The sequence below is a fragment of the Secundilactobacillus malefermentans genome, from assembly GCF_008033155.1.
Lineage (GTDB): Bacteria > Bacillota > Bacilli > Lactobacillales > Lactobacillaceae > Secundilactobacillus > Secundilactobacillus malefermentans.
The window spans coordinates 751,716-774,578 of record NZ_CP042371.1 but is presented as its reverse complement, the minus strand read 5'-3'; the positions used below and the strand labels follow the sequence as shown (position 1 = coordinate 774,578).

Genomic DNA, 22,863 nt, shown 5'->3' with positions numbered 1-22,863 from the left:
TCAAACGGAGGCGGCGCCGGAGTACATGGGGCGCACGTTTGCGGCTTTTCAAATGGTCGGAAATATCATGTTGCTAATCGGGAGCCTTGGATTGGGCCCGTTAGCGGATGTTTTCCCAATGAAGTGGCTATTCTTTCTGTGTGGCGGCCTGCTGTTGTTGGCAGCTGGTTGGTATTTAAAAAAAGTAGTCTAATTTAATAATTTGCTCTTATCCTACGTGGATAAGGGCTTTTATTTCGTAGTTAAACAATGAAAGCAAAATAGTTTCTAAAGCTTTGCCGTTTTTACTAGACAGGTGTTCACAAAAATTCTATAATGAGAATGTAAGCGAATTCAATCTTTAGTCGGAGGTGTGCGTTATGACAAAAAGCAAAGCAATTATGATTGGTGCAGGATTGTCAAATATGGCGTCAGCGGTGTACTTCATTCAAGAGGGACACTGGAAGGGTGATCAGATCACCTTTTATGCGTTGGATGACCATGGTTCAAACGACGGAGCGCCAACTGATTCAACCACAGACGAGTATTGGAATAAGAACCACCCAATGGAGAATACCAAAGGGTACGTTGCCCGTGGTGGCCGAATGTTGAACTATCGGACCTACGTTGATTTGATGGATTTGATGTCCAGAATTCCCTCGACAACTGAGCCAAACATGACGGCTGCTGAGGATACCTATGACTTTGATAGCAAGCATCGAACCTTTGATAAGGCCCGCCTGTTACAAGGTGGCAAAGGGATCATCAATGGTGGTCACCTAGGATTGAATAATAAGGACCGAATTTATCTGAGTCGATTAGTTTTGATGCCAGATGATAAAGAGCAAAAATTAGATAACATCACGATTGCACAATATTTCAAGGAAACACCGCATATTTTCCAGACTAATTTCTGGTATATGTGGGAGACCACGTTTGCATTCAGGACGCAGAGCTCGGTTCAAGAACTCCGTCGTTACATGCACCAAATGATCTATGAATTTACACAAATTGAACACTTGGTTGGCGTTAACCGAACCCGCTATAACCAATTTGAAAGTATCATGTTGCCACTTATCAACTATTTGAAGGATCACGGCTGCAAGTTTGTCTTAAACCGCCGTGTGACGGATTGGCAGTTTAAAGAAACAACGATGCAAGACGAAATCACCGTGACTGGATTAGTCATGGAAAATGTCGAGACCGGTGAAACTGAAACGGTTGAAGTACCAGAAGACACTGCCGTGATCTTCACAAACGGCTCAATCACTGATTCTGCTACTCAGGGCGACTACAATACGCCAGCACCCGAAAACATGGACTACGGTGCTGCGGCTGGACTTTGGAAGAAAGCCACTGACCACTTCTACAACTTAGGCAACCCAGATAAGTTCTTTGCGGACAGAAATGCCAGCGAGTGGGTCAGCTTCACTTTGACAACCAAGGACCATATTTTACTAAATGAGATTACCCGGATTACCACCCAGGTACCCGGAAATGCGCTGAACTCCTTCCTATCAACTAAAAAAATCACACCACTAGGGCATCAGGATATCAACATGTCGATTGTGGTGCATCATCAACCACATTTCACGACCCAAAAGCCTAACGAATCAGTTATCTGGGGCTACTTCCTCTATCCACGACGTAAGGGTGAATTTGTCGAGAAGCCTTACATTGAGATGACTGGTAAGGAAATGTTGACCGAATTGATTGGCCAATTATCAAAGGTTGATCCTGGTCCAACTAACATTCGCGAAAAAGAAACTGAAATTTACGACAGCGTTATTAACAATATTCCAGTTTACATGCCATACGCCTCAGCCCTATTTAATAACCGAGCTAAGACAGATCGTCCCGAAGTTATCCCAGAACATTCAACAAACTTAGCCTTTACGGGTGAGTTTGTTGAGCAGCCTTACCAAATGATTTTCACGGAACAAAGTGCTGTTCGTTCGGGTGAAGTTGCAGCCTTCCACTTTGCAGGCGTTCCAATGGAGAAATTGGTTAAGAACCCTCGATATGATAAGGATCCGAAGACGTTGGCAAAGGCCACGAAGAAGATGTTTATGTAGAGCGGTGTGCCAAACACCAAAAAAGCACTTCACAAATGTGAAGTGCTTTTAGTCTGTCTTGATTTTCTCAATGAGATCCACTAACCAGGCGGTGTAACGCGTTTCTCGCTGGATAGCGTGCTGTAAAATGAGAAAGTGTCCTAGGTTGTTTTGGCTGGTATGGTCAGGGAACTTTTTGGCCATTTGTTCCTGCAAATGGTGTAATTTCGCTTCATGAAGTTGATGTTGTTCCGTCAGCATGGGCATCAACAGAGGATCATCAGCAGTATGGATAAAGTAGAGTTTTAAAATGAATTCATCCTTGGTTGCCGATAATTCAGGAGTTGGTTCGCTAAGCCATTGGCGGAGCACCTCTTTGCCGGACTGGGTGATGGAGTACAACTTCTTTTCGAGCTTTTCTCCGACCACTTCTAACTTATGCGAGATGAGTTGCTCGTCCTCGAGTCGTTTCAAAAGGGGGTAAATCTGGCTGTGATTCGCCGACCAGAATTCGCCAATGTCCGATTCAAACGCCTTCGTAATATCGTACCCTGTTAAATCATTTTCACTTAGTAATCCTAAAATAATAAACTTTAACTGGTTTCGCTGAGCCATGAGTAACCTCCCTTGACAATTTATTAACTTAAGTCTACCATAATCAAGTAATCAAAAACATGTAAATATTTACATGTATAAAAATAACGGAGGCATTTAAAATGACAAAAAAATTTGAAACACTCGACGACTTTTTAGGAACCCATTTCATTTATACTTATGATAACGGCTGGGAATATGAATGGTACGCTAAGAATGATCACACGGTTGATTACCGAATTCACGGCGGGATGGTCGCTGGCCGTTGGGTAACTGACCAAGAAGCAAACATCGTAATGTTGACTGCAGGAATCTACAATATTTCTTGGACAGAGCCAACTGGAACCGACGTTGCGCTTGATTTCCTACCTAACGAAAATAAGATTCACGGTACCATTTTCTTCCCAAAGTGGGTCGAAGAGCATCCAGAAATTACGGTTACTTATCAAAACGAACACATCGATTTGATGGAAGAATCTCGCGAAAAGTACGAGACGTATCCAAAGCTCGTTGTGCCTGAATTTGCTAAAATCACCTACATGGGTGACGCTGGTCAAAATAATGAAGACGTCATTAGCGAAGCACCTTATGCTTCAATGCCAGATGATATTCGTGCCGGCAAGTATTTTGATGAGAACTACAAGAGAGTGAACAAGTAGATAATAAAAATACCAAACCAATTAATTTTGGTTTGGTATTTTTATACTTATCTTTCCTGCACCAATCCATCAAAGAAGTGTTTCAGCGAAGTCTTGCCGCCAGTCGAACGGGTTCCCTCCAAATATAACATCTCATTTCGAACGTTTTTATATTCATACAGAGTATTGGCATATTCCACGACGATTTCGTCCCCCATATCATCCATACAAAGGGTGGCCAAATTGGTTAATCCAGTTTTGATGGCCCGGCGAATTCGTTGAAACATAATTTTCTTCTCGCGGTCGTCGATATGATATTGGGCTTCAAAGTCAATTTCTCTGAAACTGAGGTTTTGTTCCTGCATGATTTGACTGATTGCCAAAATATCAGAGGAACCAGCCTCGGACGTGATTCCAAGAAATCGCAGAATGGATAGCACTGTTTCTCGGTTGACGGATTGCTGGTCATGTTGCGGGGGAGCGGGAGTTGCACCGCCTCCGACCAGTGATTGAATATTTTCCAACTTTTGGGTCATTTGGATATTTTGGGAGACCTTCTCCACAACGGTTTTGACCTCAATCACGTTGATTGGCTTATCAATGAAAAATTCGATTCCGGCCTCATACGCCTCGGCGCGGAGGTCGCTGTCTTTAACCTGAGAAATCATGATGAAGCGGATCGTGGGCTTTAACTGGTGGACCTTTTTGATGAGCTCAATTCCGGAAATTCCGGGCATCAGCAAATCCACTAGCATGATGTTAACGTCGAGGTGCACCAAATCAGTGAGCGCTTTGTCTGCATCTGGAGCGGTGCCGACCACCGTGTTGGTCATGTTTTTTTCGATAATTTGTTGAAGAATCATTGGAATGGATGGGTCGTCGTCAACGATGTAGAAGTTCATGATGCCACCTCCTGAAGCAATTTTTGCTTACTTAAGATTAAGTGAAAAACGGTGCCCTTTTTGAGTTCTGATTCAACGCTAATATGACCGCCAAACTGTTCTTCGACAATGATTTTGACGTGGGACAGACCGATTCCGCGGTAAACGTTTCCGGTGGTCTCATTGAATTTGGTGGTAAATCCGGGCTGAAAAATCATCGCGAGCGTCTGCTCATCCATCCCGCTGCCATTGTCAGAGATATCGATGAGAACGTTGCTACCGTCATCGGTGATGGTGATGCGAATCTTACCGTTGGGGATGTTTTCAAGCGCATCAACCCCGTTAAATATCAAATTGGAGATAACGGATACGACATAGTAGTGATTTGGGATAATCAAATCAACATGATTATGTACGTCAATGACCACGCTTTGGTGCTTCGTTTTGATTGATTCGCGAATATAGTTTGTGGTGACTTTTAAAATGTCAGCGAGTTGCATGGGTTCATTTTGCTCGTCACTGAAGGAGTCACCGAGCCCCCGGATCACATTTTGATAATCTTTTTTGACTTCATGAACGTCGCGGGCGATATCGAGGGCCATGGTCTTTTGCTTTTGGCCAACGTCTAATTTCTGAAGATCTTGGTTCAAGAGGTAGGCATTTTTCATGATGTTTTCGATTTCTGTGATGTTCTTTTGCATGAAGTAGACTTCACTCTTAACCGATGATGCCACCCAAATGAAGTGGTAGTAGCGTTGCTCGTGATTTTCATCGCGCAACATTAAGGTAAAGTAGTGGTACAGAAAAGCCAGCAGACAGCTGCAGAGACTCCGCACTAGAGCTGCGACAAACAAAATTTGGAAGAGGCGGTAGCTGTAATTTGAGAAGCCAGTTAGTAAGCTCACTTCCAATAGGTTAGAGACGTAATCGCAAATAATAATCGTCAGCAAGAACGAGCTGTTGTTGCGCTGGCCCCGCCGCCAGTACAGGAGATAGTAAATGATGCCGTAGCTGAGATAGAAAACCATGTCAGTTGCGATGAATTGTAAAATTTTGGTGGTGCTGGCATCTTGACCGATAAACAGCAAAATTCCTCGGAAGATTGGGGAGGCTAGGGCAATCGCCAAAGTAAGCTGGATTGGGTTTAAGTCAGCATTGAAGTACAAGAAGACGGGCAATAAAAAGACTGAAAGGGTCAGAATAAATCCCGGCGTGTACGTTTGAAAGTTGACCTGTGAAGCTAACGCAATGCAGGTTGCGGCAATCAGGATTCGCTGATACCGTTCGTGCATGATAAATCTGGTTTGTTTAAACATTGAGAACTCCTAAAATAAATTCTTCACAAATTGAAGCTTTATGAAGTTTTGTGAAACCGCTTCCTATACTGATATTGTAAAGAACAGAGGAGGATGACACAATGTTTAATTTAAGAAATAGAAGTTTTTTGACCCTTTTAGACTACACACCCCGCGAAATGGGACACTTACTCCAGCTAGCGGAAGATTTGAAGAAAGCTAAATACACAGGAACGGAACAACCAAAATTAAAGGGCAAGAACGTTGCCTTAATTTTTGAAAAGAACTCAACGCGTACCCGATGCGCATTTGAAGTTGCTGCTTATGATCAAGGAGCTCACGTGACTTACCTTGGCCCTACCGGAACACAAATGGGCAAGAAGGAAACCGCAAAAGATACGGCACGGGTTTTGGGCGGCATGTACGACGGCATCGAATACCGCGGCTACTCACAGCGGACAGTCGAAACTTTGGCTGAGTTCTCAGGGGTTCCCGTTTGGAACGGCTTGACTGATGAGGATCATCCAACCCAAGTGTTGGCGGACTTCTTAACGGCTAAAGAAGTTTTGAAGAAACCATACAACGAGATTAACTTTACTTACGTTGGTGATGGTCGTAACAACGTGGCCAACGCCTTGATGATTGGAGCAGCCATTATGGGGATGACTTTCCACATCGTTTGTCCAAAGGAATTGCGTCCCACCCAAAAATTATTGAAGCAATGTGAGGATATTGCGAAAAAGACTGGCGCCGAAATCATGGTCACCAGCGATATTGATGAAGGTGTCCTTCATTCAGACGTGATTTACACCGATGTTTGGGTGTCTATGGGCGAACCTGATTCAGTTTGGGCAGATCGAATTAAGATTCTGCAGCCATACCAGGTTAACAGCGAAATGATGGCTAAGACGAAGAATCCAAACGTCATCTTCGAACACTGCTTGCCTTCATTCCATAACGCTGAAACCGCGGTGGGTAAAGAAATTTCTGAGAAATTTGGCTTGACCGAAATGGAAGTTACCGACGAAGTTTTCGAAAGTACAGCTTCAGTTGTCTTCCGTGAAGCAGAAAACAGAATGCATACCATTAAATCAGTGATGGTCGCTACATTAGGGGATTAAAGCCTAATTTTCAAATAACACGGTTCAATGGGCGAGTCATACTCCTTGAATCGTGTTTTTATTTTGCAATTATTATTATTATTCGAAAGATGGGGGAAAATCATGGATGCAACGGTGAATAAAAAGAAGAAATTCAAATTAAGGATGCCCGGCGCCTTTGTCATATTATTTATCCTGACAATCATTGCGGTTGTTGCAACCTGGGCTGTTCCAGCTGGATCGTATTCCAAGCTTTCATACGATAAGGCTAGCTCAGAACTAGTCATTCAGCAGCCAAATGGGGGCGACAAAAAGGTTCCGGCAACCCAGCAACAATTGGACAACTTAGGGGTTAAGATTAAGATTTCACAGTTTACAAATGGGGGAATCACTCAGGCGGTTTCAATTCCAAACACATATCAGCGCTTAAAACAGCGCCCGGCTAGTTTGTGGGATGTCACCGGTAGTATGGTTCGTGGGACAATTCAAGCGGTTGATATCATGGTATTCATTTTTGTTCTTGGTGGTTTGATTGGAGTTGTGAAGGCGAGTGGGGCGTTTGAGTCCGGCTTGCTTGCGTTGACGAAGAAAACTAAGGGTCACGAATTTTTGCTCATTTTCTTTGTCGCCATTTTAATGGTTCTTGGTGGAACGCTTTGTGGGATTGAGGAAGAGGCGGTGGCCTTTTACCCAATTTTGGTACCGATTTTCATTGCGATGGGTTACGACTCGATTGTCTGTGTCGGAGCCATATTCCTCGCAAGTTCGGTCGGAACTTCATTTTCAACGATTAATCCGTTCTCAGTCGTAATCGCGTCAAATGCTGCAGGGACTAATTTCACGCAGGGACTCGATTGGCGGATCTTCGGTTGTGCGGTCGCTGCGATATTTGTCATCTTCTACCTGCACTGGTATAGCAAAAAGGTTAAAGCCAATCCAGAATTTTCCTACTCATACGAAGATAAAAAATCTTTCGACAAAATGTGGTCAGTTTCTGCAGAAGAAAAATTCTCTGGAGAATCAAACGAAGTTAAGATTAAGAAGGCCGCCTTTACGGTTCGGAAAAAGCTGATTCTAGTGCTGTTCGTTGTCACATTTCCAATTATGGTCTGGGGAGTTATGTCGCAAGGCTGGTGGTTCCCAACCATGGCCTCATCATTCCTATTATTTGCCATCATCATCATGTTCCTAACTGGGACGGGAGAATTTGGTATCGGTGAAAAGGGCGTTGTGGATGCCTTCGTCAATGGGGCATCAAGTCTAGTCGGCGTTTCACTCATCATCGGGTTAGCTCGAGGGATTAACCTTGTTTTAAACGAAGGGATGATTTCTGATACAATGCTTCAGTTCTCATCATCACTTGTTGCTAACATGAACGGACCCTTCTTCATTCTAGTGATGCTGTTCATTTTCTTCATTCTTGGTTTTATCGTGCCATCGTCATCTGGTTTAGCAGTTCTTTCAATGCCAATCCTGGCACCACTTGCTGATAGCGTGAATATTCCACGTTTCGTGGTCGTTACCGCCTATCAATTTGGACAATACGCAATGCTATTTCTGGCCCCAACCGGCTTAGTAATGGCAACCCTACAAATGTTGGACATGAAGTATTCCCATTGGTTGAAGTTTGTTTGGCCAGTTGTCGTCTTCGTTCTGGTATTTGGTGGCAGTATTTTAGTTGCGCAAGTGTTAATTTATTAAAATAATGAGCACCTCAATGGCCTTAAGTGGGCGGTTGAGGTGCTTTTGCGTGAAAGCTAATAATTTTGTAATTGGTTGTAAAAAGCTAAGATGTGTACGGAGTTTGAAGGTTCATCTACCCAATAAACGGCGACATAATGATCGATGATCAATTTTCGAAGCTTATCTGTTTTAGGAGAATCATACTTGGCGTCAAGAATTGTAAAGCGGTTGGGATTCATTGATAAGGAGCTGATAGTCTGGAAAACTTTGATACGAAAGCGATTAGCTAAAATTGAATTTTTAAAGGTTACTCTAATGTAGTTTGCTGTTGATTCAATTTCTTGAAGGGCCTCATCACTAATCTGTACTTTATAAATTCTCATCCCTTAGTAATTTTTGTTCTTGTGCCTGCGCTTCTTTTATTAATATCGATACATCAGCACCTTCACCATGCTTTGCTTGTGATAACCCTCTTGCAATTGATTCTTTTATTTCTCTCGTTCTTCTTTCTTCTGCCGTTTCATTCGTAATCTCAAATGGAATTTTATTTTGTTTGACGACTTGTGCTAAAAACACATTGATTGCGGTCGACATGTCTAACTGTAATGATGATAGAACCTTGGTGGCATCCTCTTTTAACTTAGGATCAATTGTTTCGGAAATTCGTGTTTTTGATAGTTGTTTAGACATAAGAATCATCCTTTCTGCGCGTATCTGTGCTCATTATACATCGATATGGTGTCGTTTAGGCACTGTACAGTCTTAAATACGATTTTATTTTCCTCATAAATTAAAAGTCAGCATGTTATACTTACACTAGTTCAATAATTCACGAGGGAGTGTTTGACATGACAAATCGACTCAAAGACAAGGTTGCAATTATTACTGGTGGCTCACAAGGAATGGGTGCTGCTCACGCAAGGTTATTTGTTGCTGAAGGGGCCAAAGTGGTCATCACGGATATCGATGTTGAAAAAGGTCAAGCACTGGCTGATGAGCTTGGTGACAACGCTATTTTCGTCAAACAGGATGTTTCGAGTGAGGACGATTGGAAAGCGGTTATTAAGGCGACACTGGATAAATTCGATAAGATTGATGTCTTGGTCAATAATGCTGGTATTTCAGTTGCCCAATCGGTCCTAACGATGACAACCGAGGAATATTTGAAAATTGTTGGAATTAACCAACTTAGCGTCTTCTTAGGAACGAAGTATGCAGCCACCGAAATGAAGAAGGACGGCAAAGGAAGTATCGTCAACGTTTCTTCCATTAACGGGCTAGTGGGTGGCGCCATTGGCTATACTGATACCAAGTTTGCGGTACGAGGAATGACAAAAGCCACTGCTCTTGAACTTGCTCGCTATGGCATTCGGGTCAATTCAGTTCACCCGGGCGTTATTTCAACCCCAATGATTCATCAGGGTGATTCAGAAGATTTAATTAAGCAGTTTGCCAAATCAATTCCATTGCAACGAATTGCGGAACCAGAAGAGGTCGCAAACATGGTCCTTTATCTGGCATCTGATGAAGCCAGTTACTCCACGGGATCAGAGTTCGTGGTTGATGGCGGAATTACGGCACAATAACCAATTATAAGGATGCGTGATGGCAAATTTCATCACGTATTTTTTGTGGGCTTAAGTCCTCTCTTATCTATAATTGGCAGGGTAATTATGTTATGCTTTCATTAGAATTGTTATAAAAATAATCGATAATATTTGGAGGATATTATGGGAAAAATTAATCGCTTTTTACTAGGAATTGGGATTGCTTTGTTGGCTATGTTTAGTTTAGAAATAAGCTCAGTAGATAGTGCCAAAGCTGCTACTTGGCACAAAAATGTCTTACCCAAGACGATAAAGGGAAAATGGCATAATAAGACCAATACTTTTGTTATTGGCCGGCATTCGTATATGACGAGAATTAGTGGGTGGAATACGTATTCTAAAACAGTGAAATTTAGATTTCCATATCATGGTCTACACAATTTTAAATATAAAACGACGTCAAAGCATCACTACTATGTTGTCGGTAAATTTGATCCTAATTATGAGAAAGTTCCTTTAAAAATCAAGAAGATTAGCAAGAATAAACTTGGTATAAATGCGGGCTATTATGAGCATGGCAAAGCCCATTTTCAATCAAAGTGGAGCTATTTGTATAGAGGCGCTCGATAAAATAGGGGAGTAGGTTGTAATCATGATGACTAGGGGAAAGCACCAGGGACCACACAAATCTAACCTGAACAAAATCATTATTTCTGTACTAGCGGCAGTTATTTTAGTGTTGCTTGCAGTAATCGTTGTTAATCAAAGTCGCAGTAAGACGGATGATGCTGATAAAACAAGCGTTGAATCATCTAAAGCATCCTCATCGTCTTCGACAAAGCAGGCGACAGTCCAAGTTCATCATGCAACTGCAGGAATTGGGCAGCTCGCCAATTTTTCACAGAGTGCGGTTGAGGATCCGGATACCAGAACTAATGGCGGGGATGTGACGTATTCGCAGTTTTATTTGGATAGCGATAATAATTGGTACTGGAGCTTTAGTTCTGACAAGCGAGGCCAAATTGAGAACGCTAGAGCCACGAGTGTTAAGCGAGATAGCGCTGACTATGTGGTCCAATTGATCAGTGAAAAATACGAATCAGGTACGAGTTATGAAGCCAAAATTCATTGGAATAATTCAGATCATACCAATTACAATTTTAATACGAGTTTTAAAAGTATAAATGGAGACTATACGTTTGGAAATGACGCCCTCAGTAGTTACAGCAGTGCCAATGATGTTTCCACATCCACGTCGGGCAACTATTACGACTGGTTGAAGGAGAATGTTGACGGTGAGGCAATGGAAATTCCAGAGACTCGAACCAATGGTGGCGATGTGACTGGCTCACATTTTGAATACTATGCAGGAGACTGGTTCTGGGATTTAGATTCTTCCAAACGGGGAACGGTTATTAGCGCCCAAATTATCTCTGGAACGGTGAGTCATGATGGAACCTTTGTGACGTTAACCGCACAAAATATGGGGTATCCGGATTACAATGATGAATTTACAATCACCATTAATACGGCAATTTCAAATGGGGATTATAACTTAAAGACTAATTTCCAATCAGTGAACGGAACTTATCAGTTTTAATTTTGGGGGAGCCTTATGAAAAAGAAAGTTTTACTCATTACTGGACTAATGGTGGTGCTCATCTTGGGGGGCTGTCATGCCAAAACGCAGGATAAAGCGAGCATAAAAGAATCTTCATCAGCCAGTGTCACGAAAACGACTAAAAAATCCAAAGTAAATGCACCAGTGCCGTCTTCGATCACAACGACTCTAGACGGTCTTAAGGGTAAATTTGCGGAGGATCAGCAAACAAGAACCAATGGTGGCGAACTAACCTATTCAAATTTTTATTGGAAAGGGAAAGCTTGGCACTGGGCATTGACTTCAGTTAAACGCGGGACAATTGCGAACGGCAAAGTGTCTGCCATTTCTAACGGCAAAAATGGAAATCCAGACATCCTAAAGTTGACGAGCTCAACTGGTGATTCTTATTCGCTGAAACTCACAGTTGTGGGCGAATATTATACCGTGCAAACAAGTTACAAAGATATTAAAGGGACGTATATCGTTGGTGATACGGATGGTAAATGGACTGACAGTGCACCCGCAAAGTTACAGGCAAGCTGGCGGTCAGGCTTCGAGAAAACGGAAGATATCGTGGGCAATCAGAATTCAGATTATCCGTATACAAAAGTGACCTTCAGCATCAAGCCGGGTAGTTTGGAAGGCGGTAATATTGAATACAAGCGCGATAAGCAGACAAAGGTAGAAGGTAGCGGTTGGGGCATAAATGAAGGTTTAATGTCCAAAAAGGTTGCCACCAACACCTATTTGCTGAAGTCGTATTCTGGTAACTCGTTGTTTGGTGTGTATAAAGTTCAATATATCAATAGCCGAGAAATCCAAATGAACTTTGGAACTGTCCCTATTTCTTTGAAAAAAGTTAATGCTGGCCAAGACTATGTCGTGCCAAATTCCGGTGCAGTAGATACGACGAACTTAACAAAGCAGCAGGTAAAGGCGTGGGTGTGGTCAGATTTGATGGCCACTATTTATGAAGGAAAAGATTTTAAAATGAGTGACTTTATATTTGATACACGAACAGCAGATGGTCTTTTGTATGTTGATGTAAAAGAGAATCATAGTACAGCGAGAATGAAAGCAGCTGGTGGTGATCCAAGCGTTAATCCGACAATAGCCCATTACCGAATTAACGGTAGCGGTGAACTAGAAAATGACTTGAATGGCTGGTCAGTTGTTTCCGATTCTTATTCCGAATAATCATCTTGGCACATCCTAAATCTAGGATGTGTTTTTGCGATATTCTGATTTAAACTAAAGAGGTAGTTTGAAGGGAAGTCATCAAATGGAGAACAATCAGTCACTTTATCAACACGGAACCCTCGCCGCTTTAGTTCCAGGTTTATTTGCAGGAACCCTTACCGTCAATGAGCTACTTAAGCATGGCGATACCGGAATCGGAACGATGGATGGGTTGAACGGCGAACTCATTATTTTAAATGGCGTTGTTTATCAGGCAACGGCGAGTGGTGAGGTTGTGAAAGTAGATGGGGATGCCAAGGTGCCATTTGCGAACGTGCATTTTGTTCACTTGGAGGAGTCAACACCCATAGCAAATTTAACCTATCTAGAACTGAAAGACGTTGCCACTAAGCGGCTGAAGTCACAGAACTTGTTCAGCTACCTGAGCGTTCATGGCACTTTTTCGAGTATGAAGACGCGGGTTGTTCATGGTCAGCAACCACCGTATCCAACCTTGACTGAGACTGCTTCGCAACAAGAAATCTTTGACGCGGCTAATGTTACTGGGACCTTAACGGGGTATTATTCTCCAGCATTGTATGCTGGGGTGACGTCACCTGGTTTCCATTTACATTTCTTAAGCGATACTCACGAAATGGGCGGTCATGTGTTAGATTGTCAGCTGACTGATGGCGAGCTGGCGATTCAACCACTAAATCAATTGCAGTTACATCTGCCCGATGAAAATAGTGAATTTCTGAAGGCTGATTTAGATGATGAAGCCGTCCTTTCGGATATCAAAAAAGCAGAAAATTAAAAAAGAAGCGGTCAGACAAGGGTGATTGTCTGGCCACTTCTTCGTTATGGCGTCACAACTTCCTGCAACGTGCCGTTTTTGCGATAAACTCTGACGCTAGAGTCTTTATTGTCCGCAATCTCGCGTGCACGTTTGACGGCTTCTTTTTTCGTATCGAAAATGTGACTTGCCTGCTTGGCACCTTTTGCCATAACTGCCCAGCCATCTTCTTGGTGCTGAACGATTTCGTCAGCATCGATCAATCGGCTATGCTCGGGATCACCGTCATGCTGGTCGTGCTTACCAGGATTACCTTCCCGTCGCAATTCCCGAATTTCTTTGTCAGTAGCATTTTCATACCATTTTCCGGCTTGCGACATGGCGATTGGAATTGCCCGGTCTTCCGGATAACCGTCTGCGACCATTGCGTTTGCCATATCAATGGCCTTTTTGCGTTCCAAATGGGGCATGTTCTTCATTGAATTTGGATAATCTTGCATATTCCATGGCATAAGGGCAACCTCCTGCAAATTGATGGGGACTGTCATTGGGATAAGTGTAACGAGAAATGGGGTTGCGGGGAAAGAAAAGTGCTTATCTGCCGAACTTTTCATAATTAGTCACTCAAAAACATTGAACGTGAATGTACAAACTTTTGTTACTTGAATTATTTTAATAAGGACCATTTCAAAATATAGCGAAAAGAATGCTGATATATCAGGGTAAATAAGCAAGCGTTATAGGTATCCCACTATTTGACTATAAGCCTCTATTCATCATAAACTGCCGTTGTAAGTATTTATTTGTCACCATATGTTACTATTTTCACATTTCGTGATAACGCTTTATATTAATTGGAGGGAATAATTATGCAAGACTATCGTATTGAAGCTGACACCATCGGAGACGTAAAGATTCCATCAACTGCTTTGTGGGGACCACAAACAGAACGGAGCCGTAACAACTTTCCAACCGGGCAATTCATGCCTATCGACGTTATCCGTGCGTTACTTCAAATCAAGAAAGCTGCAGCTCAAGCGAACCAAGAGCTCGATCAAATCAGCAAGGAAAAGGGTTCACTCATTGTGGACGCAATTGATGAATTATTGAAGCTTTCTGACGAAGACTTGCGTAAAGACTTCCCATTAAAGGTTTACCAAACTGGTTCAGGAACTCAAACAAACATGAACGTTAACGAAGTTGTTTCTCACGAAGCAGCCAAATTAAATTCAGATATCGAAATTTTACCAAACGATGACGTTAACAAAGGTCAAAGTTCGAATGATATCTTCCCAACGGCCATGAACATTACGGCAAGCGTTGCGGTTAAGAAGCTCGAAAAAGCAATCCAACATTTAATCGATGAATTAAAAGTTAAGCAAGAAAAGTACTGGCGCGTTGTTAAAATCGGCCGGACCCACTTGCAAGATGCAACTCCATTGACATTTGGTCAAGAAGTGAGTGGCTGGGTCAGCATGCTTGAACATGATTTAACTTCATTAAAGGCGTTGGACGAATCAGTTGCTGAATTTCCAATGGGCGGAACTGCAGTTGGTACTGGCTTAAATGCTGCACCAGGTTTTGATGTTGAAATTGCCAAACGAATTTCAAAAGAATATGGCATTACATTTAACGCTGACACTAACAAGTTCTACGGCTTGGAAGCTCACTCAGGTATGAACGCTGTCCACGGTGCTATGAAGGCATTGGCAGCTGACGTGATGAAGATTGGTAACGATGTTCGATTCTTAGCTAGCGGCCCCCGTGCCGGTTACGACGAATTAAACATTCCAGCTAACGAACCTGGTTCATCAATCATGCCTGGTAAAGTTAACCCAACGCAAACGGAATCCCTTACGATGGCAGCCGTTCGAGTAATGGGTAACGACGTTGTTGTCACAATGGCGTCATCACAAGGTAATTTCCAATTGAACGTGTTCAAGCCAGTGATGATTGATGCCTTCTTGGAATCAGCTGACTTGCTTCAAGGAACCATTACTGGATTTGCCGACAAGATGATTCATGGTTTGACGGTTAACGCCGATCGAATGGAAGAATTGGTTGATAACTCATTGATGACGGTTACGGCCCTTTCACCACACATTGGTTACCATGACAGTGCCCTAATTGCGCAAGATGCTGACAAACGCGGACTGAAGCTCAAGGAAGCCGCAGTTGATTCTGGCAAAGTAACCGCTGAGCAATTTGACGAATGGGTTGATCCACTTAAGATGACAAACATCGATCAAGGAAAGTAACGAGGCACACTTATGGAATCACTATTACTTCTAGGACTATGTTTCATCGGATTAGCAACTGGGTGTTTATTGATTTTTTTAAGAGAAAAAGAAGACGAAGAATAGGAAGAGGACAACAGCATGAGACCAAAACTAATTGGGATCGTTGGCAGTAATGCCGACTTCTCCTTCAACAGAATTTTATTACAGTATATGAAGCGTCACTTTGCAGAAACAGTGGACATTGAGATTCAAGAAATTAATGGTGTGCCACTATTCTGTGAAAATGAAATGAAGACACCACCCGCAATTGTGAACGAAATGGCGGATAAGATTGAAGATGCAGACGGTGTAATCATTGCTGCACCAGAATATGACCATGCAATTCCAGCTGCATTAAAGAGCGTTATTGAATGGCTATCAAGTGCACGGCACCCATTTAACGATCAGCACGTGATGATTGTGGGCGCTTCATATGGTATTCAGGGAACCGTTAGATCCCAAATGAATTTACGCCAAGTTCTTGATCCACCAGGGGTTAACGCAAATGTTTTACCTGGAAATGAGTTCATGCTTTCAAACGTAAAAGATAAATTTAACGAAAACGGTGAAATTACTGATGAGGGAACCATCAAGTTCTTGGATAGTTGCATGAACAACTTCCTGACCTACTCAAAAATTGGTAATGACGCCAACGCAGTCCTTCACTAAAAATAGGAGATTAATCATGGCAGAAAAATTTAGATTTGAACCAAAAGATGCTAGTGAATTGAAAGACAACTACGATTTAATCGTTGTTGGATCTGGTGGTGCAGGAATGACTGCTGCCATCCAAGCCCACGAATTAGGCTTGAACCCAGTTATTTTAGAAAAAATGGACAACTTAGGTGGTAACACTAATCGAGCTTCTTCAGGGATGAACGCCGCCGAAACGGATGTTCAATTAAACCATAAGATTGTTGATAGTTTTGATGAATTCTACGCTGAAACCTACAAGGGTGGCGGGGAACGCAACAATACTGAATTGCTCAAGTACTTTACCCAACATGCTGCTTTAGCAATTGATTGGTTAGCTGACCACAACATTATTTTGGATGACATTACCATTACTGGTGGGATGAGTAAGATGCGAACTCACCGTCCTAGCTCAATGGCCCCAATTGGTGCATTTTTGGTCACTGAATTATTGAAGCTTGTCCAAAAACTCGAAATTCCAGTGTTCAACGATGTTAAAGTAACGGAATTATTAACCGCTGCAGATGGCAAAGTCACTGGCTTGAAGGCAACTGTTGCCGGTAACGAAAAGACGCTCAACGCAGATGCCGTTGTCTTAGCTTCTGGTGGTTTTGGTGCTAACCAAGACTTATTGACGAAGTATCGTCCTGATTTAAAGGGCTACAAGACGACAAACCAACCAGGTGCTACTGGTGATGGAATCAACTTAGCAACTGCAATTGGTGCCGGCGTTGTCGACATGGATCAAGTCCAAGTTCACCCAACGGTTCAACAAGACTTTGATCACGTATTCTTGATTGGTGAAGCTGTTCGTGGTGAAGGCGCAATCCTCGTGAACAACGAAGGCAAGCGTTTCGTCAATGAATTAGACACTCGTAAGAATGTTACAGCAGCTATCGACGGTCTCGGCGGCACAGGTGCCTACCTTGTCTTTGACCGCGGCATTCGTGACCGAGTAAAGGCCATTGAATTCTACGATCACGTTGGTTTGGTTAAGACGGGTGAAACACTTGAAGACGTCGCCAAAGAAACTGGATTAGATGCTGACAACTTGAAGCAAACGGTCGCAACTTGGAACAAAGCTGTTGACGATCATGATGATAGTGAATTTGGCAGAACAACTGGGATGGAACGTAGCGTTGTTACCGGCCCATTCTACACAATCCACATTGCACCAGCCGTTCACTACACAATGGGTGGCGTTTCAATCAACAAGGACACTCAAGTTCTCAAAGAAGACGGTCAAGTAATTCCTGGCCTTTATGCAGCTGGAGAAATTGTTGGTGGCTTACACGGAAATAACCGAATTGGTGGGAACTCAATTGCTGAAACAGTTATCTTTGGTCGTCAAGCTGGACAACAAGTCTTTAAGTATCTAAATAACTAAAAATTGAATATCTAAATAGGGATTCTAGAGGAGAAAACTATGGCCTTAGAGAACGTTAAGTATAAAAAGTTTATCGCTCCCATATTAGTTGGGCTCATTATTTGGTTCTTATCACCAATCAAGCCGGTCGGGGTATCGCTCGTAGCGTGGCATATGTTTGCCATCTTCGTTGCAACGATTATTGGCTGTATTACTCAACCACTACCAATTGGTGGTGTTGCTATTATTGGATTTGCAACAACAGTTTTGACTAAAGAAGTGCCAATGGAAACTGCTATTACAGGTTTTGGTAACAATAGTATCTGGCTAATCGCCATGGCTTTCTTTATTTCTAGGGGATTCATTAAAACGGGTCTTGGACACAGAATTGCATTAATATTTGTCCGGTTATTTGGTAAGCGAACCTTGGGGCTAGCTTATTCACTAATTGGTGTCGATTTAATTCTCGCGCCCGCCACGCCAAGTAACACGGCACGTGCTGGTGGAATTATGTACCCAATCATTAATTCGTTAGCCGAATCATTTGGATCATCACCGAAGGACGGTACGCAGCGCAAAATTGGGTCGTTCTTGGTATTCGCTGAGTTCCAGGGGGACATCATTACCGCCGCTATGTTCATGACAGCAATGGCTGGTAACCCCCTTGCTCAATCCCTTGCCGCAAGCCTTGGTATCCATATTACGTGGATGAAATGGTTCATGGCGGGAATTGTCCCTGGTTTAATTTCATTAATTCTTGTTCCATTTATCATTTATAAAATGTATCCACCAGAAGTTAAGGAAACGCCTCATGCCAAAAAGTGGGCTGAGGATGGCCTTAAAAAAATGGGACCACTTAGCTTATCGGAAAAATTCATGGCTGGTGTATTTGTGATTGCATTGCTTTTGTGGATTACGGGTTCAATTATTAATGTGGACGCAACGTTAACTGCATTTATTGCATTGGCTTTACTGTTAATTACTGGGGTACTCTCATGGAGTGATGTGACGCACGAAACTGGTGCGTGGAACACGTTAGTTTGGTTCTCAGTTCTCGTGATGATGGCTGGTCAACTGAACGAACTTGGGTTTATCCCTTGGTTGAGTAAGACAATTGCTAGCTCACTACAAGGGCTTAATTGGGTGATTGTATTAGTTGTTGTCATTTTGGCATACTTCTACAGTCATTACTTGTTTGCGAGTGCAACGGCCCATATTAGTGCAATGTACAGCGCATTATTGGCAGTCGCAATTTCAGCTGGTGTTCCAACGATGTTAGCTGCATTGATGCTTGCATTCTTTGGTAACCTATTTGGTTCAACGACACACTATGGTAACGGGCCAGCCCCAATTCTATTTGGATCTGGTTACGTTACCCAAGGTGAGTGGTGGAAGATGAACGCAATTCTTGGTGTCGTGTACCTCGTTATTTGGTTAGGTGCAGGTTCGATTTGGATGAAATTACTCGGTATGTGGTAAGGGGTCAATGGTATAATAGTTGCAATTACATTGACTAGGATGGGTGCTACCGATGAATACACGAGATCTTGAGTACTTTATGGCGTTAGTAGAATTTCGAAAATATACGCGGGTTGCTGCGGCTTTTTCGGTGTCCCAACCTTCCGTAACTCAAGCAATTCAGCGGTTAGAACGCGAATTTGGTGTTAGTTTGGTAGAACAGGACCGGGTTCATCAGCAAACCATCATTACCCGAGCTGGACGGTTGCTCTATAAAAATGCCCAGCATATACAAGAGAATTTAAATTTGGCGCACCTTGAAATTGAGGATGCAAAACAAGAAAAGATTAAATTTGGATTACCGCCAATAATTGGCACTCTTTATTTCCCCCAAATTGCGGGCAAACTGCTGCAAGAGGGAATTCTTCAAAAAACGAGTGTTAATGAAACTGGTTCTGGTAAATTACTATCTGATTTAAGGAAGGGCGATATTGATATCGCCCTTTTAGGCTCTGTTCGACCAATCAATTATGATGACGTTACTGCGATTCATTTGGGAAGTCGGCCATTCAATATTATCGCGAGTCCTGATAATCCGATATCGAGGAAAAAGCAGATTGCCTTTTCTGAATTAAAGGATGAGAAATTTATTGGACTAGATGGTAAATATGTCCACCCAATCGCTTTTAAGGCATTTAGTGAGTTTGCTGGAATTAGCCCAGAAACAATATATAGTACGCCGGATATCGCTTGGGTAAAGAGTTTAGTAGAGGCCAATTTAGGAATCAGTCTAATCGTGAAAGATGTTGTTAACACTGATGATCGATTGGTGACGATACCAGTTAGTGACCCAGTGCCTGAGCGGTTCAACATTTCAATCGTCATTAGAAAAGGCTATCCACTGACCGAGTTGGAAGATCAATTCATTAATGTGATGAGTGAAATGCAAATAGATTAGTTACTTAGTAGTCACCTAAAAATTGTTGATTAGGTGGCTATTTATTTTGGTCGCAGCAACTAGTGAACAAATTATCAAAAAAATTCTGAGTTTAGGATTTATAATTAATAAATGAAAACGTTTTTTTATAAATTAATCAATCATATTTTTAAAATATATCAAAAAATAGATTAAAATTTTAAAAAGTTAAACATTTTTGTGAAAAACCTGTTATACTTTATGTGATATTAAAAGCAAATAAACTGCTTTTATAGTATATATGTTAGGAGAGTGCTTATATGTCAGAAAGTAATCGTAAGGTCGTTTTAGTTGGCGATGGAGCTGTTGGCTCATCATTTGCGTTTTCATTACTACAAAATGTCAGCGCGACTGAACTCGTTATTGTTGATATAAAAAAAGATCATACTGAAGGGGATGCCTTGGATTTAGAGGATGTCACACCTTTTGCTGGTCCTGCTAAGATTCACACTGGGGAGTATGAAGATGCAGCCGATGCAGATATCGTTGTGATTACTGCAGGAATTCCCCGCAAACCAGGTGAAAGTCGCTTAGACTTAGTAAATAAGAATACGAAGATTCTCGATTCAATCGTTCAGCCAGTTGTAAAGAGCGGGTTTGATGGGTGCTTCGTTGTTTCAGCTAACCCAGTGGATATTTTAACCACGATCACTCAGAGACTTTCTGGATTTCCTAAGGAACGGGTTATTGGAACGGGTACTTCTTTAGACTCCGCAAGGTTACAAGTAGCGCTTGCCCACAAATTAAATGTGGATGTCAATGAAGTTAACGCTTATGTCTTTGGTGAACACGGTGATAGTTCGTTTGCTAATTACGATGAAGCAACGGTTTCAGGTAAACCACTTAGCGAATACTCTGCGTTAAGTGCAGACAGCCTCGCCGAAATTGAAGAAAGCGTCAAGAAAAAGGGCGGTCAAATCATTGGATTGAAGGGCGCAACTTTCTACGGCGTCGCAATGAGTTTGTCTAAGATTTGTAAGGCAATTTTGAATAATGAAGATGTTGCACTTCCAATTTCCGCACCATTAACTGGTGAATATGGAATCAACGATTTATATTTAGGTACTTTAGCAATTATTGATGGCAACGGAATTCAACAAGTTATTGAGGTTCCTTTATCAGAAGAGGAGTCACATAAGATGACGAATTCTGCTGAAAAGATGAACGAAGTGTTAATGGCAGTTAAATAAGTTAAAAAAATAAAAAATTTGAAGATGCATGTTAAATAAGTAACAAGTGCTTAAATGCTTTACTAAATAAAACAAAAAATCAGGGAGTGAAAATCATGTCACAACTTTCAAAAGTTGATTACAAAAAGTTTATTTTGCCCGTTGTTGTTGGCTTAATAATCTGGTTTGCATCACCAATTAAACCGGCTAGCGTTTCAATGGCTGGTTGGCATATCTTAGCAATTTTCGTTGCAACTATCTTGGGCTGTATTACTCAGCCGCTACCCATTGCGGGAGTATCACTAATAGGAATTACGCTAACAATTCTATTCGGAATTGTTCCATTAGATGATGCGATGTTGGCATTTGGTAATGGAACGGTTTGGATGATCGCGATGGCTTACATTCTATCTCGTGGTTTTATCAAAACTGGTTTTGGTAAAAGAATTGGACTTACATTCGTTAAATTGTTTGGTAAGAGGACGCTTGGCTTGGCCTATGCACTAATGGGTGTCGATTTAGTTCTTTCACCAGCTACTCCAAGTAATACAGCACGTTCTGGAGGAATTGTTCTTCCTATTATTGACTCAATTGCTGATTCATTTGGCTCTCATGCAAATGATGGTACTGGTCGAAAAATTGGTTCGTTTTTAGTTTATACGGCCTTTCATGGTAACGTCATTGATAGTGCTATTTTCTTAACAGCGATGGCGCCAAACCTTGTATCCGTTGCTTTAGCAACTGCTTTCCATGTTCACATTACGTGGTTCAGCTGGCTTGCAGCAAGTATTGTTCCTGGTATTCTTAGCTTCCTGATTGTGCCATTTATTATTTATAAAATGTATCCACCAGAAATTAAAGATACGCCAAATGCAAAGCAATGGGCTGAAGATGAATTAGCCAAAATGGGAAAGATGTCGTTAGCTGAAAAGTTGATGGCTGGTATTTTCGTCATTGCGCTTGTTCTTTGGATTTTATCTAGCTTCATTGGTATGGAAGCAACCCTGGTTGCCTTTATCGCTGTTTCACTTCTTCTTTTAACAGGAGTCATTACGATTAATGATGTCCTAAATGAAAAAGGGGCCTGGAACGTTGTTGTTTGGTTCTCAATTTTAATTTTCATGGCTAACGAATTAACTAAACTTGGTTTTATTCCTTGGTTATCACATACGATTGCGACTTCACTTCACGGCTTAAGTTGGGGACTTGTTTTAGCAATTCTCTGTGTATTCTATTTCTACATTCACTACCTATTTGCTAGTGGAACTGCACATGTTTCCGCTATGTATGGTGCTTTGCTGGGTGTTGCGATTGCAGCTGGTGCGCCAGCTACAATGTCAGCACTAATGCTTGGCTACACGGCTTCACTATTTAGTTCAACCACTCATTACGCTAGTGGTTCAGCCTCAGCAATGTTTGGTTCAGGATTTATTGACCAAAAAGACTGGTGGAAGATGAACTTTATTTTAGGGATTGTTTATCTGATTATTTGGATCGGATTTGGATCACTTTGGATGAAGATTATAGGTCTCTGGTAAAATAGAAAGCAGTCCGGATTATGCGGACTGCTTTT

Annotated in this window: 23 protein-coding genes; 17 read left to right on the top strand and 6 right to left on the bottom strand. The window is 42.0% G+C overall.

All coding sequences use genetic code 11. The features are described 5' to 3' along the window. Positions 1-25: 25 nt before the first annotated feature. Positions 26-193 (top strand): hypothetical protein, encoded by a 168-nt coding sequence (locus FGL90_RS10395; RefSeq protein ID WP_155801530.1) that lies wholly within the window; start codon positions 26-28, stop codon positions 191-193. 166 nt (positions 194-359) lie between these two features. Beyond that, entirely contained in the window at positions 360-2,054 is a 1,695-nt protein-coding gene (locus FGL90_RS03810) for an oleate hydratase (protein ID WP_010619207.1), read from the top strand. Positions 2,055-2,102: 48 nt separating this feature from the next. On the opposite strand, the gene FGL90_RS03805 is transcribed toward FGL90_RS03810, so the two are convergent. Further along, the gene (locus FGL90_RS03805; protein ID WP_010619208.1) at positions 2,103-2,648 is read right to left on the bottom strand and encodes a PadR family transcriptional regulator; all 546 of its coding nucleotides are present in this window, start codon (positions 2,646-2,648) and stop codon (positions 2,103-2,105) included. Positions 2,649-2,749: 101 nt separating this feature from the next. Between FGL90_RS03805 and FGL90_RS03800 the strand changes: the two genes are divergently transcribed. Further along, entirely contained in the window at positions 2,750-3,286 is a 537-nt protein-coding gene (locus tag FGL90_RS03800) for a phenolic acid decarboxylase (RefSeq protein WP_010619209.1), read from the top strand. A gap of 47 nt (positions 3,287-3,333) precedes the next feature. Here FGL90_RS03800 and FGL90_RS03795 read toward each other — a convergent pair whose 3' ends face one another. Together FGL90_RS03795 and FGL90_RS03790 are read right to left on the bottom strand one after the other, a co-directional pair. Further along, the gene (locus FGL90_RS03795) at positions 3,334-4,167 is read right to left on the bottom strand and encodes a DNA-binding domain-containing protein (RefSeq protein WP_147656933.1); all 834 of its coding nucleotides are present in this window, start codon (positions 4,165-4,167) and stop codon (positions 3,334-3,336) included. Further along, positions 4,164-5,462, bottom strand: coding sequence for a sensor histidine kinase (locus tag FGL90_RS03790; protein WP_010619211.1), 1,299 nt, complete (start codon positions 5,460-5,462; stop codon positions 4,164-4,166). Before FGL90_RS03790 ends, FGL90_RS03795 begins: the two co-directional genes overlap by 4 nt. A 101-nt stretch (positions 5,463-5,563) precedes the next feature. On the opposite strand from FGL90_RS03790, the gene argF reads away from it, so the two are divergent. Both argF and FGL90_RS03780 read left to right on the top strand, forming a co-directional pair. After that, a complete protein-coding gene (argF, locus tag FGL90_RS03785; RefSeq protein ID WP_147656931.1) occupies positions 5,564-6,562 on the top strand; it encodes an ornithine carbamoyltransferase in 999 nt (332 codons plus the stop codon). A 102-nt stretch (positions 6,563-6,664) separates the two neighbouring features. After that, positions 6,665-8,242: a YfcC family protein gene (locus tag FGL90_RS03780; protein WP_147656929.1), complete on the top strand. Its 1,578-nt coding sequence runs from the start codon at positions 6,665-6,667 to the stop codon at positions 8,240-8,242. 56 nt (positions 8,243-8,298) lie between these two features. Here the strand turns inward: FGL90_RS03780 and FGL90_RS10655 are convergent, their stop codons facing one another. Together FGL90_RS10655 and FGL90_RS03770 are read right to left on the bottom strand one after the other, a co-directional pair. Beyond that, on the bottom strand, positions 8,299-8,607 hold the full coding sequence (locus FGL90_RS10655; RefSeq protein WP_147656927.1) for a type II toxin-antitoxin system RelE/ParE family toxin: 309 nt from the start codon (positions 8,605-8,607) through the stop codon (positions 8,299-8,301). Further along, complete coding sequence (locus FGL90_RS03770; RefSeq protein ID WP_147656925.1) at positions 8,594-8,914, bottom strand: type II toxin-antitoxin system RelB/DinJ family antitoxin; 321 nt, start codon at positions 8,912-8,914, stop codon at positions 8,594-8,596. The genes FGL90_RS10655 and FGL90_RS03770 overlap by 14 nt, the downstream gene beginning before the upstream one ends. A 158-nt stretch (positions 8,915-9,072) precedes the next feature. Here FGL90_RS03770 and FGL90_RS03765 point away from each other — a divergent pair, with 158 nt between their 5' ends. The 5 genes from FGL90_RS03765 (at position 9,073) to budA (ending at position 13,370) form a co-directional block, all read left to right on the top strand. Then, positions 9,073-9,810, top strand: a complete 738-nt coding sequence (locus FGL90_RS03765) for a glucose 1-dehydrogenase (RefSeq protein WP_010619216.1) — start codon at positions 9,073-9,075, stop codon at positions 9,808-9,810. A gap of 144 nt (positions 9,811-9,954) precedes the next feature. Further along, complete coding sequence (locus FGL90_RS03760) at positions 9,955-10,401, top strand: hypothetical protein (RefSeq protein ID WP_010619217.1); 447 nt, start codon at positions 9,955-9,957, stop codon at positions 10,399-10,401. Between the two features lie 22 nt (positions 10,402-10,423). Beyond that, entirely contained in the window at positions 10,424-11,371 is a 948-nt protein-coding gene (locus FGL90_RS03755) for a hypothetical protein (RefSeq protein ID WP_147656923.1), read from the top strand. Between the two features lie 15 nt (positions 11,372-11,386). Next, positions 11,387-12,571: a hypothetical protein gene (locus FGL90_RS03750; RefSeq protein WP_147656921.1), complete on the top strand. Its 1,185-nt coding sequence runs from the start codon at positions 11,387-11,389 to the stop codon at positions 12,569-12,571. An 85-nt stretch (positions 12,572-12,656) separates the two neighbouring features. Next, a complete protein-coding gene (gene budA / locus FGL90_RS03745) occupies positions 12,657-13,370 on the top strand; it encodes an acetolactate decarboxylase (protein WP_010619221.1) in 714 nt (237 codons plus the stop codon). A gap of 44 nt (positions 13,371-13,414) precedes the next feature. Here budA and FGL90_RS03740 read toward each other — a convergent pair whose 3' ends face one another. After that, positions 13,415-13,861, bottom strand: coding sequence for a DUF2188 domain-containing protein (locus FGL90_RS03740; RefSeq protein WP_010619222.1), 447 nt, complete (start codon positions 13,859-13,861; stop codon positions 13,415-13,417). Between the two features lie 357 nt (positions 13,862-14,218). On the opposite strand from FGL90_RS03740, the gene FGL90_RS03735 reads away from it, so the two are divergent. The 7 genes from FGL90_RS03735 (at position 14,219) to FGL90_RS03705 (ending at position 22,828) form a co-directional block, all read left to right on the top strand. Beyond that, positions 14,219-15,607 carry a class II fumarate hydratase gene (locus FGL90_RS03735; protein WP_147656919.1) on the top strand — a complete coding sequence of 463 codons (1,389 nt, stop codon included), beginning with the start codon at positions 14,219-14,221 and terminating at the stop codon, positions 15,605-15,607. 120 nt (positions 15,608-15,727) lie between these two features. Next, positions 15,728-16,297, top strand: coding sequence for an NADPH-dependent FMN reductase (locus tag FGL90_RS03730; protein WP_010619224.1), 570 nt, complete (start codon positions 15,728-15,730; stop codon positions 16,295-16,297). Between the two features lie 16 nt (positions 16,298-16,313). Continuing rightward, a complete protein-coding gene (locus FGL90_RS03725) occupies positions 16,314-17,708 on the top strand; it encodes a flavocytochrome c (protein WP_010619225.1) in 1,395 nt (464 codons plus the stop codon). 39 nt (positions 17,709-17,747) lie between these two features. Next, positions 17,748-19,166 (top strand): anion permease, encoded by a 1,419-nt coding sequence (locus tag FGL90_RS03720; protein WP_010619226.1) that lies wholly within the window; start codon positions 17,748-17,750, stop codon positions 19,164-19,166. Between the two features lie 52 nt (positions 19,167-19,218). After that, positions 19,219-20,103, top strand: a complete 885-nt coding sequence (locus FGL90_RS03715; protein WP_010619227.1) for a LysR family transcriptional regulator — start codon at positions 19,219-19,221, stop codon at positions 20,101-20,103. Positions 20,104-20,381: 278 nt separating this feature from the next. Beyond that, positions 20,382-21,311, top strand: coding sequence for an L-lactate dehydrogenase (locus FGL90_RS03710; protein WP_010619228.1), 930 nt, complete (start codon positions 20,382-20,384; stop codon positions 21,309-21,311). Positions 21,312-21,406: 95 nt separating this feature from the next. Then, complete coding sequence (locus FGL90_RS03705) at positions 21,407-22,828, top strand: anion permease (protein ID WP_010619229.1); 1,422 nt, start codon at positions 21,407-21,409, stop codon at positions 22,826-22,828. Positions 22,829-22,863: the final 35 nt, after the last annotated feature.

What these genes read in the sequence shown, in the direction of transcription:
- FGL90_RS03755 (WP_147656923.1), top strand. Translation starts at nt 10,424, where the DNA reads ATGATGACTAGGGGAAAGCACCAGGGACCACACAAATCTAACCTGAAC.
- budA (WP_010619221.1), top strand. Translation starts at nt 12,657, where the DNA reads ATGGAGAACAATCAGTCACTTTATCAACACGGAACCCTCGCCGCTTTA.
- FGL90_RS03765 (WP_010619216.1), top strand. Translation starts at nt 9,073, where the DNA reads ATGACAAATCGACTCAAAGACAAGGTTGCAATTATTACTGGTGGCTCA.
- FGL90_RS10655 (WP_147656927.1), bottom strand. Translation starts at nt 8,607, where the DNA reads ATGAGAATTTATAAAGTACAGATTAGTGATGAGGCCCTTCAAGAAATT.
- FGL90_RS03795 (WP_147656933.1), bottom strand. Translation starts at nt 4,167, where the DNA reads ATGAACTTCTACATCGTTGACGACGACCCATCCATTCCAATGATTCTT.
- FGL90_RS03740 (WP_010619222.1), bottom strand. Translation starts at nt 13,861, where the DNA reads ATGCCATGGAATATGCAAGATTATCCAAATTCAATGAAGAACATGCCC.
- FGL90_RS03810 (WP_010619207.1), top strand. Translation starts at nt 360, where the DNA reads ATGACAAAAAGCAAAGCAATTATGATTGGTGCAGGATTGTCAAATATG.
- FGL90_RS03735 (WP_147656919.1), top strand. Translation starts at nt 14,219, where the DNA reads ATGCAAGACTATCGTATTGAAGCTGACACCATCGGAGACGTAAAGATT.
- FGL90_RS03710 (WP_010619228.1), top strand. Translation starts at nt 20,382, where the DNA reads ATGTCAGAAAGTAATCGTAAGGTCGTTTTAGTTGGCGATGGAGCTGTT.
- FGL90_RS10395 (WP_155801530.1), top strand. Translation starts at nt 26, where the DNA reads ATGGGGCGCACGTTTGCGGCTTTTCAAATGGTCGGAAATATCATGTTG.
- FGL90_RS03800 (WP_010619209.1), top strand. Translation starts at nt 2,750, where the DNA reads ATGACAAAAAAATTTGAAACACTCGACGACTTTTTAGGAACCCATTTC.
- FGL90_RS03770 (WP_147656925.1), bottom strand. Translation starts at nt 8,914, where the DNA reads ATGTCTAAACAACTATCAAAAACACGAATTTCCGAAACAATTGATCCT.
- FGL90_RS03805 (WP_010619208.1), bottom strand. Translation starts at nt 2,648, where the DNA reads ATGGCTCAGCGAAACCAGTTAAAGTTTATTATTTTAGGATTACTAAGT.
- FGL90_RS03750 (WP_147656921.1), top strand. Translation starts at nt 11,387, where the DNA reads ATGAAAAAGAAAGTTTTACTCATTACTGGACTAATGGTGGTGCTCATC.
- FGL90_RS03780 (WP_147656929.1), top strand. Translation starts at nt 6,665, where the DNA reads ATGGATGCAACGGTGAATAAAAAGAAGAAATTCAAATTAAGGATGCCC.
- FGL90_RS03705 (WP_010619229.1), top strand. Translation starts at nt 21,407, where the DNA reads ATGTCACAACTTTCAAAAGTTGATTACAAAAAGTTTATTTTGCCCGTT.
- FGL90_RS03725 (WP_010619225.1), top strand. Translation starts at nt 16,314, where the DNA reads ATGGCAGAAAAATTTAGATTTGAACCAAAAGATGCTAGTGAATTGAAA.
- FGL90_RS03760 (WP_010619217.1), top strand. Translation starts at nt 9,955, where the DNA reads ATGGGAAAAATTAATCGCTTTTTACTAGGAATTGGGATTGCTTTGTTG.
- argF (WP_147656931.1), top strand. Translation starts at nt 5,564, where the DNA reads ATGTTTAATTTAAGAAATAGAAGTTTTTTGACCCTTTTAGACTACACA.
- FGL90_RS03720 (WP_010619226.1), top strand. Translation starts at nt 17,748, where the DNA reads ATGGCCTTAGAGAACGTTAAGTATAAAAAGTTTATCGCTCCCATATTA.
- FGL90_RS03730 (WP_010619224.1), top strand. Translation starts at nt 15,728, where the DNA reads ATGAGACCAAAACTAATTGGGATCGTTGGCAGTAATGCCGACTTCTCC.
- FGL90_RS03715 (WP_010619227.1), top strand. Translation starts at nt 19,219, where the DNA reads ATGAATACACGAGATCTTGAGTACTTTATGGCGTTAGTAGAATTTCGA.
- FGL90_RS03790 (WP_010619211.1), bottom strand. Translation starts at nt 5,462, where the DNA reads ATGTTTAAACAAACCAGATTTATCATGCACGAACGGTATCAGCGAATC.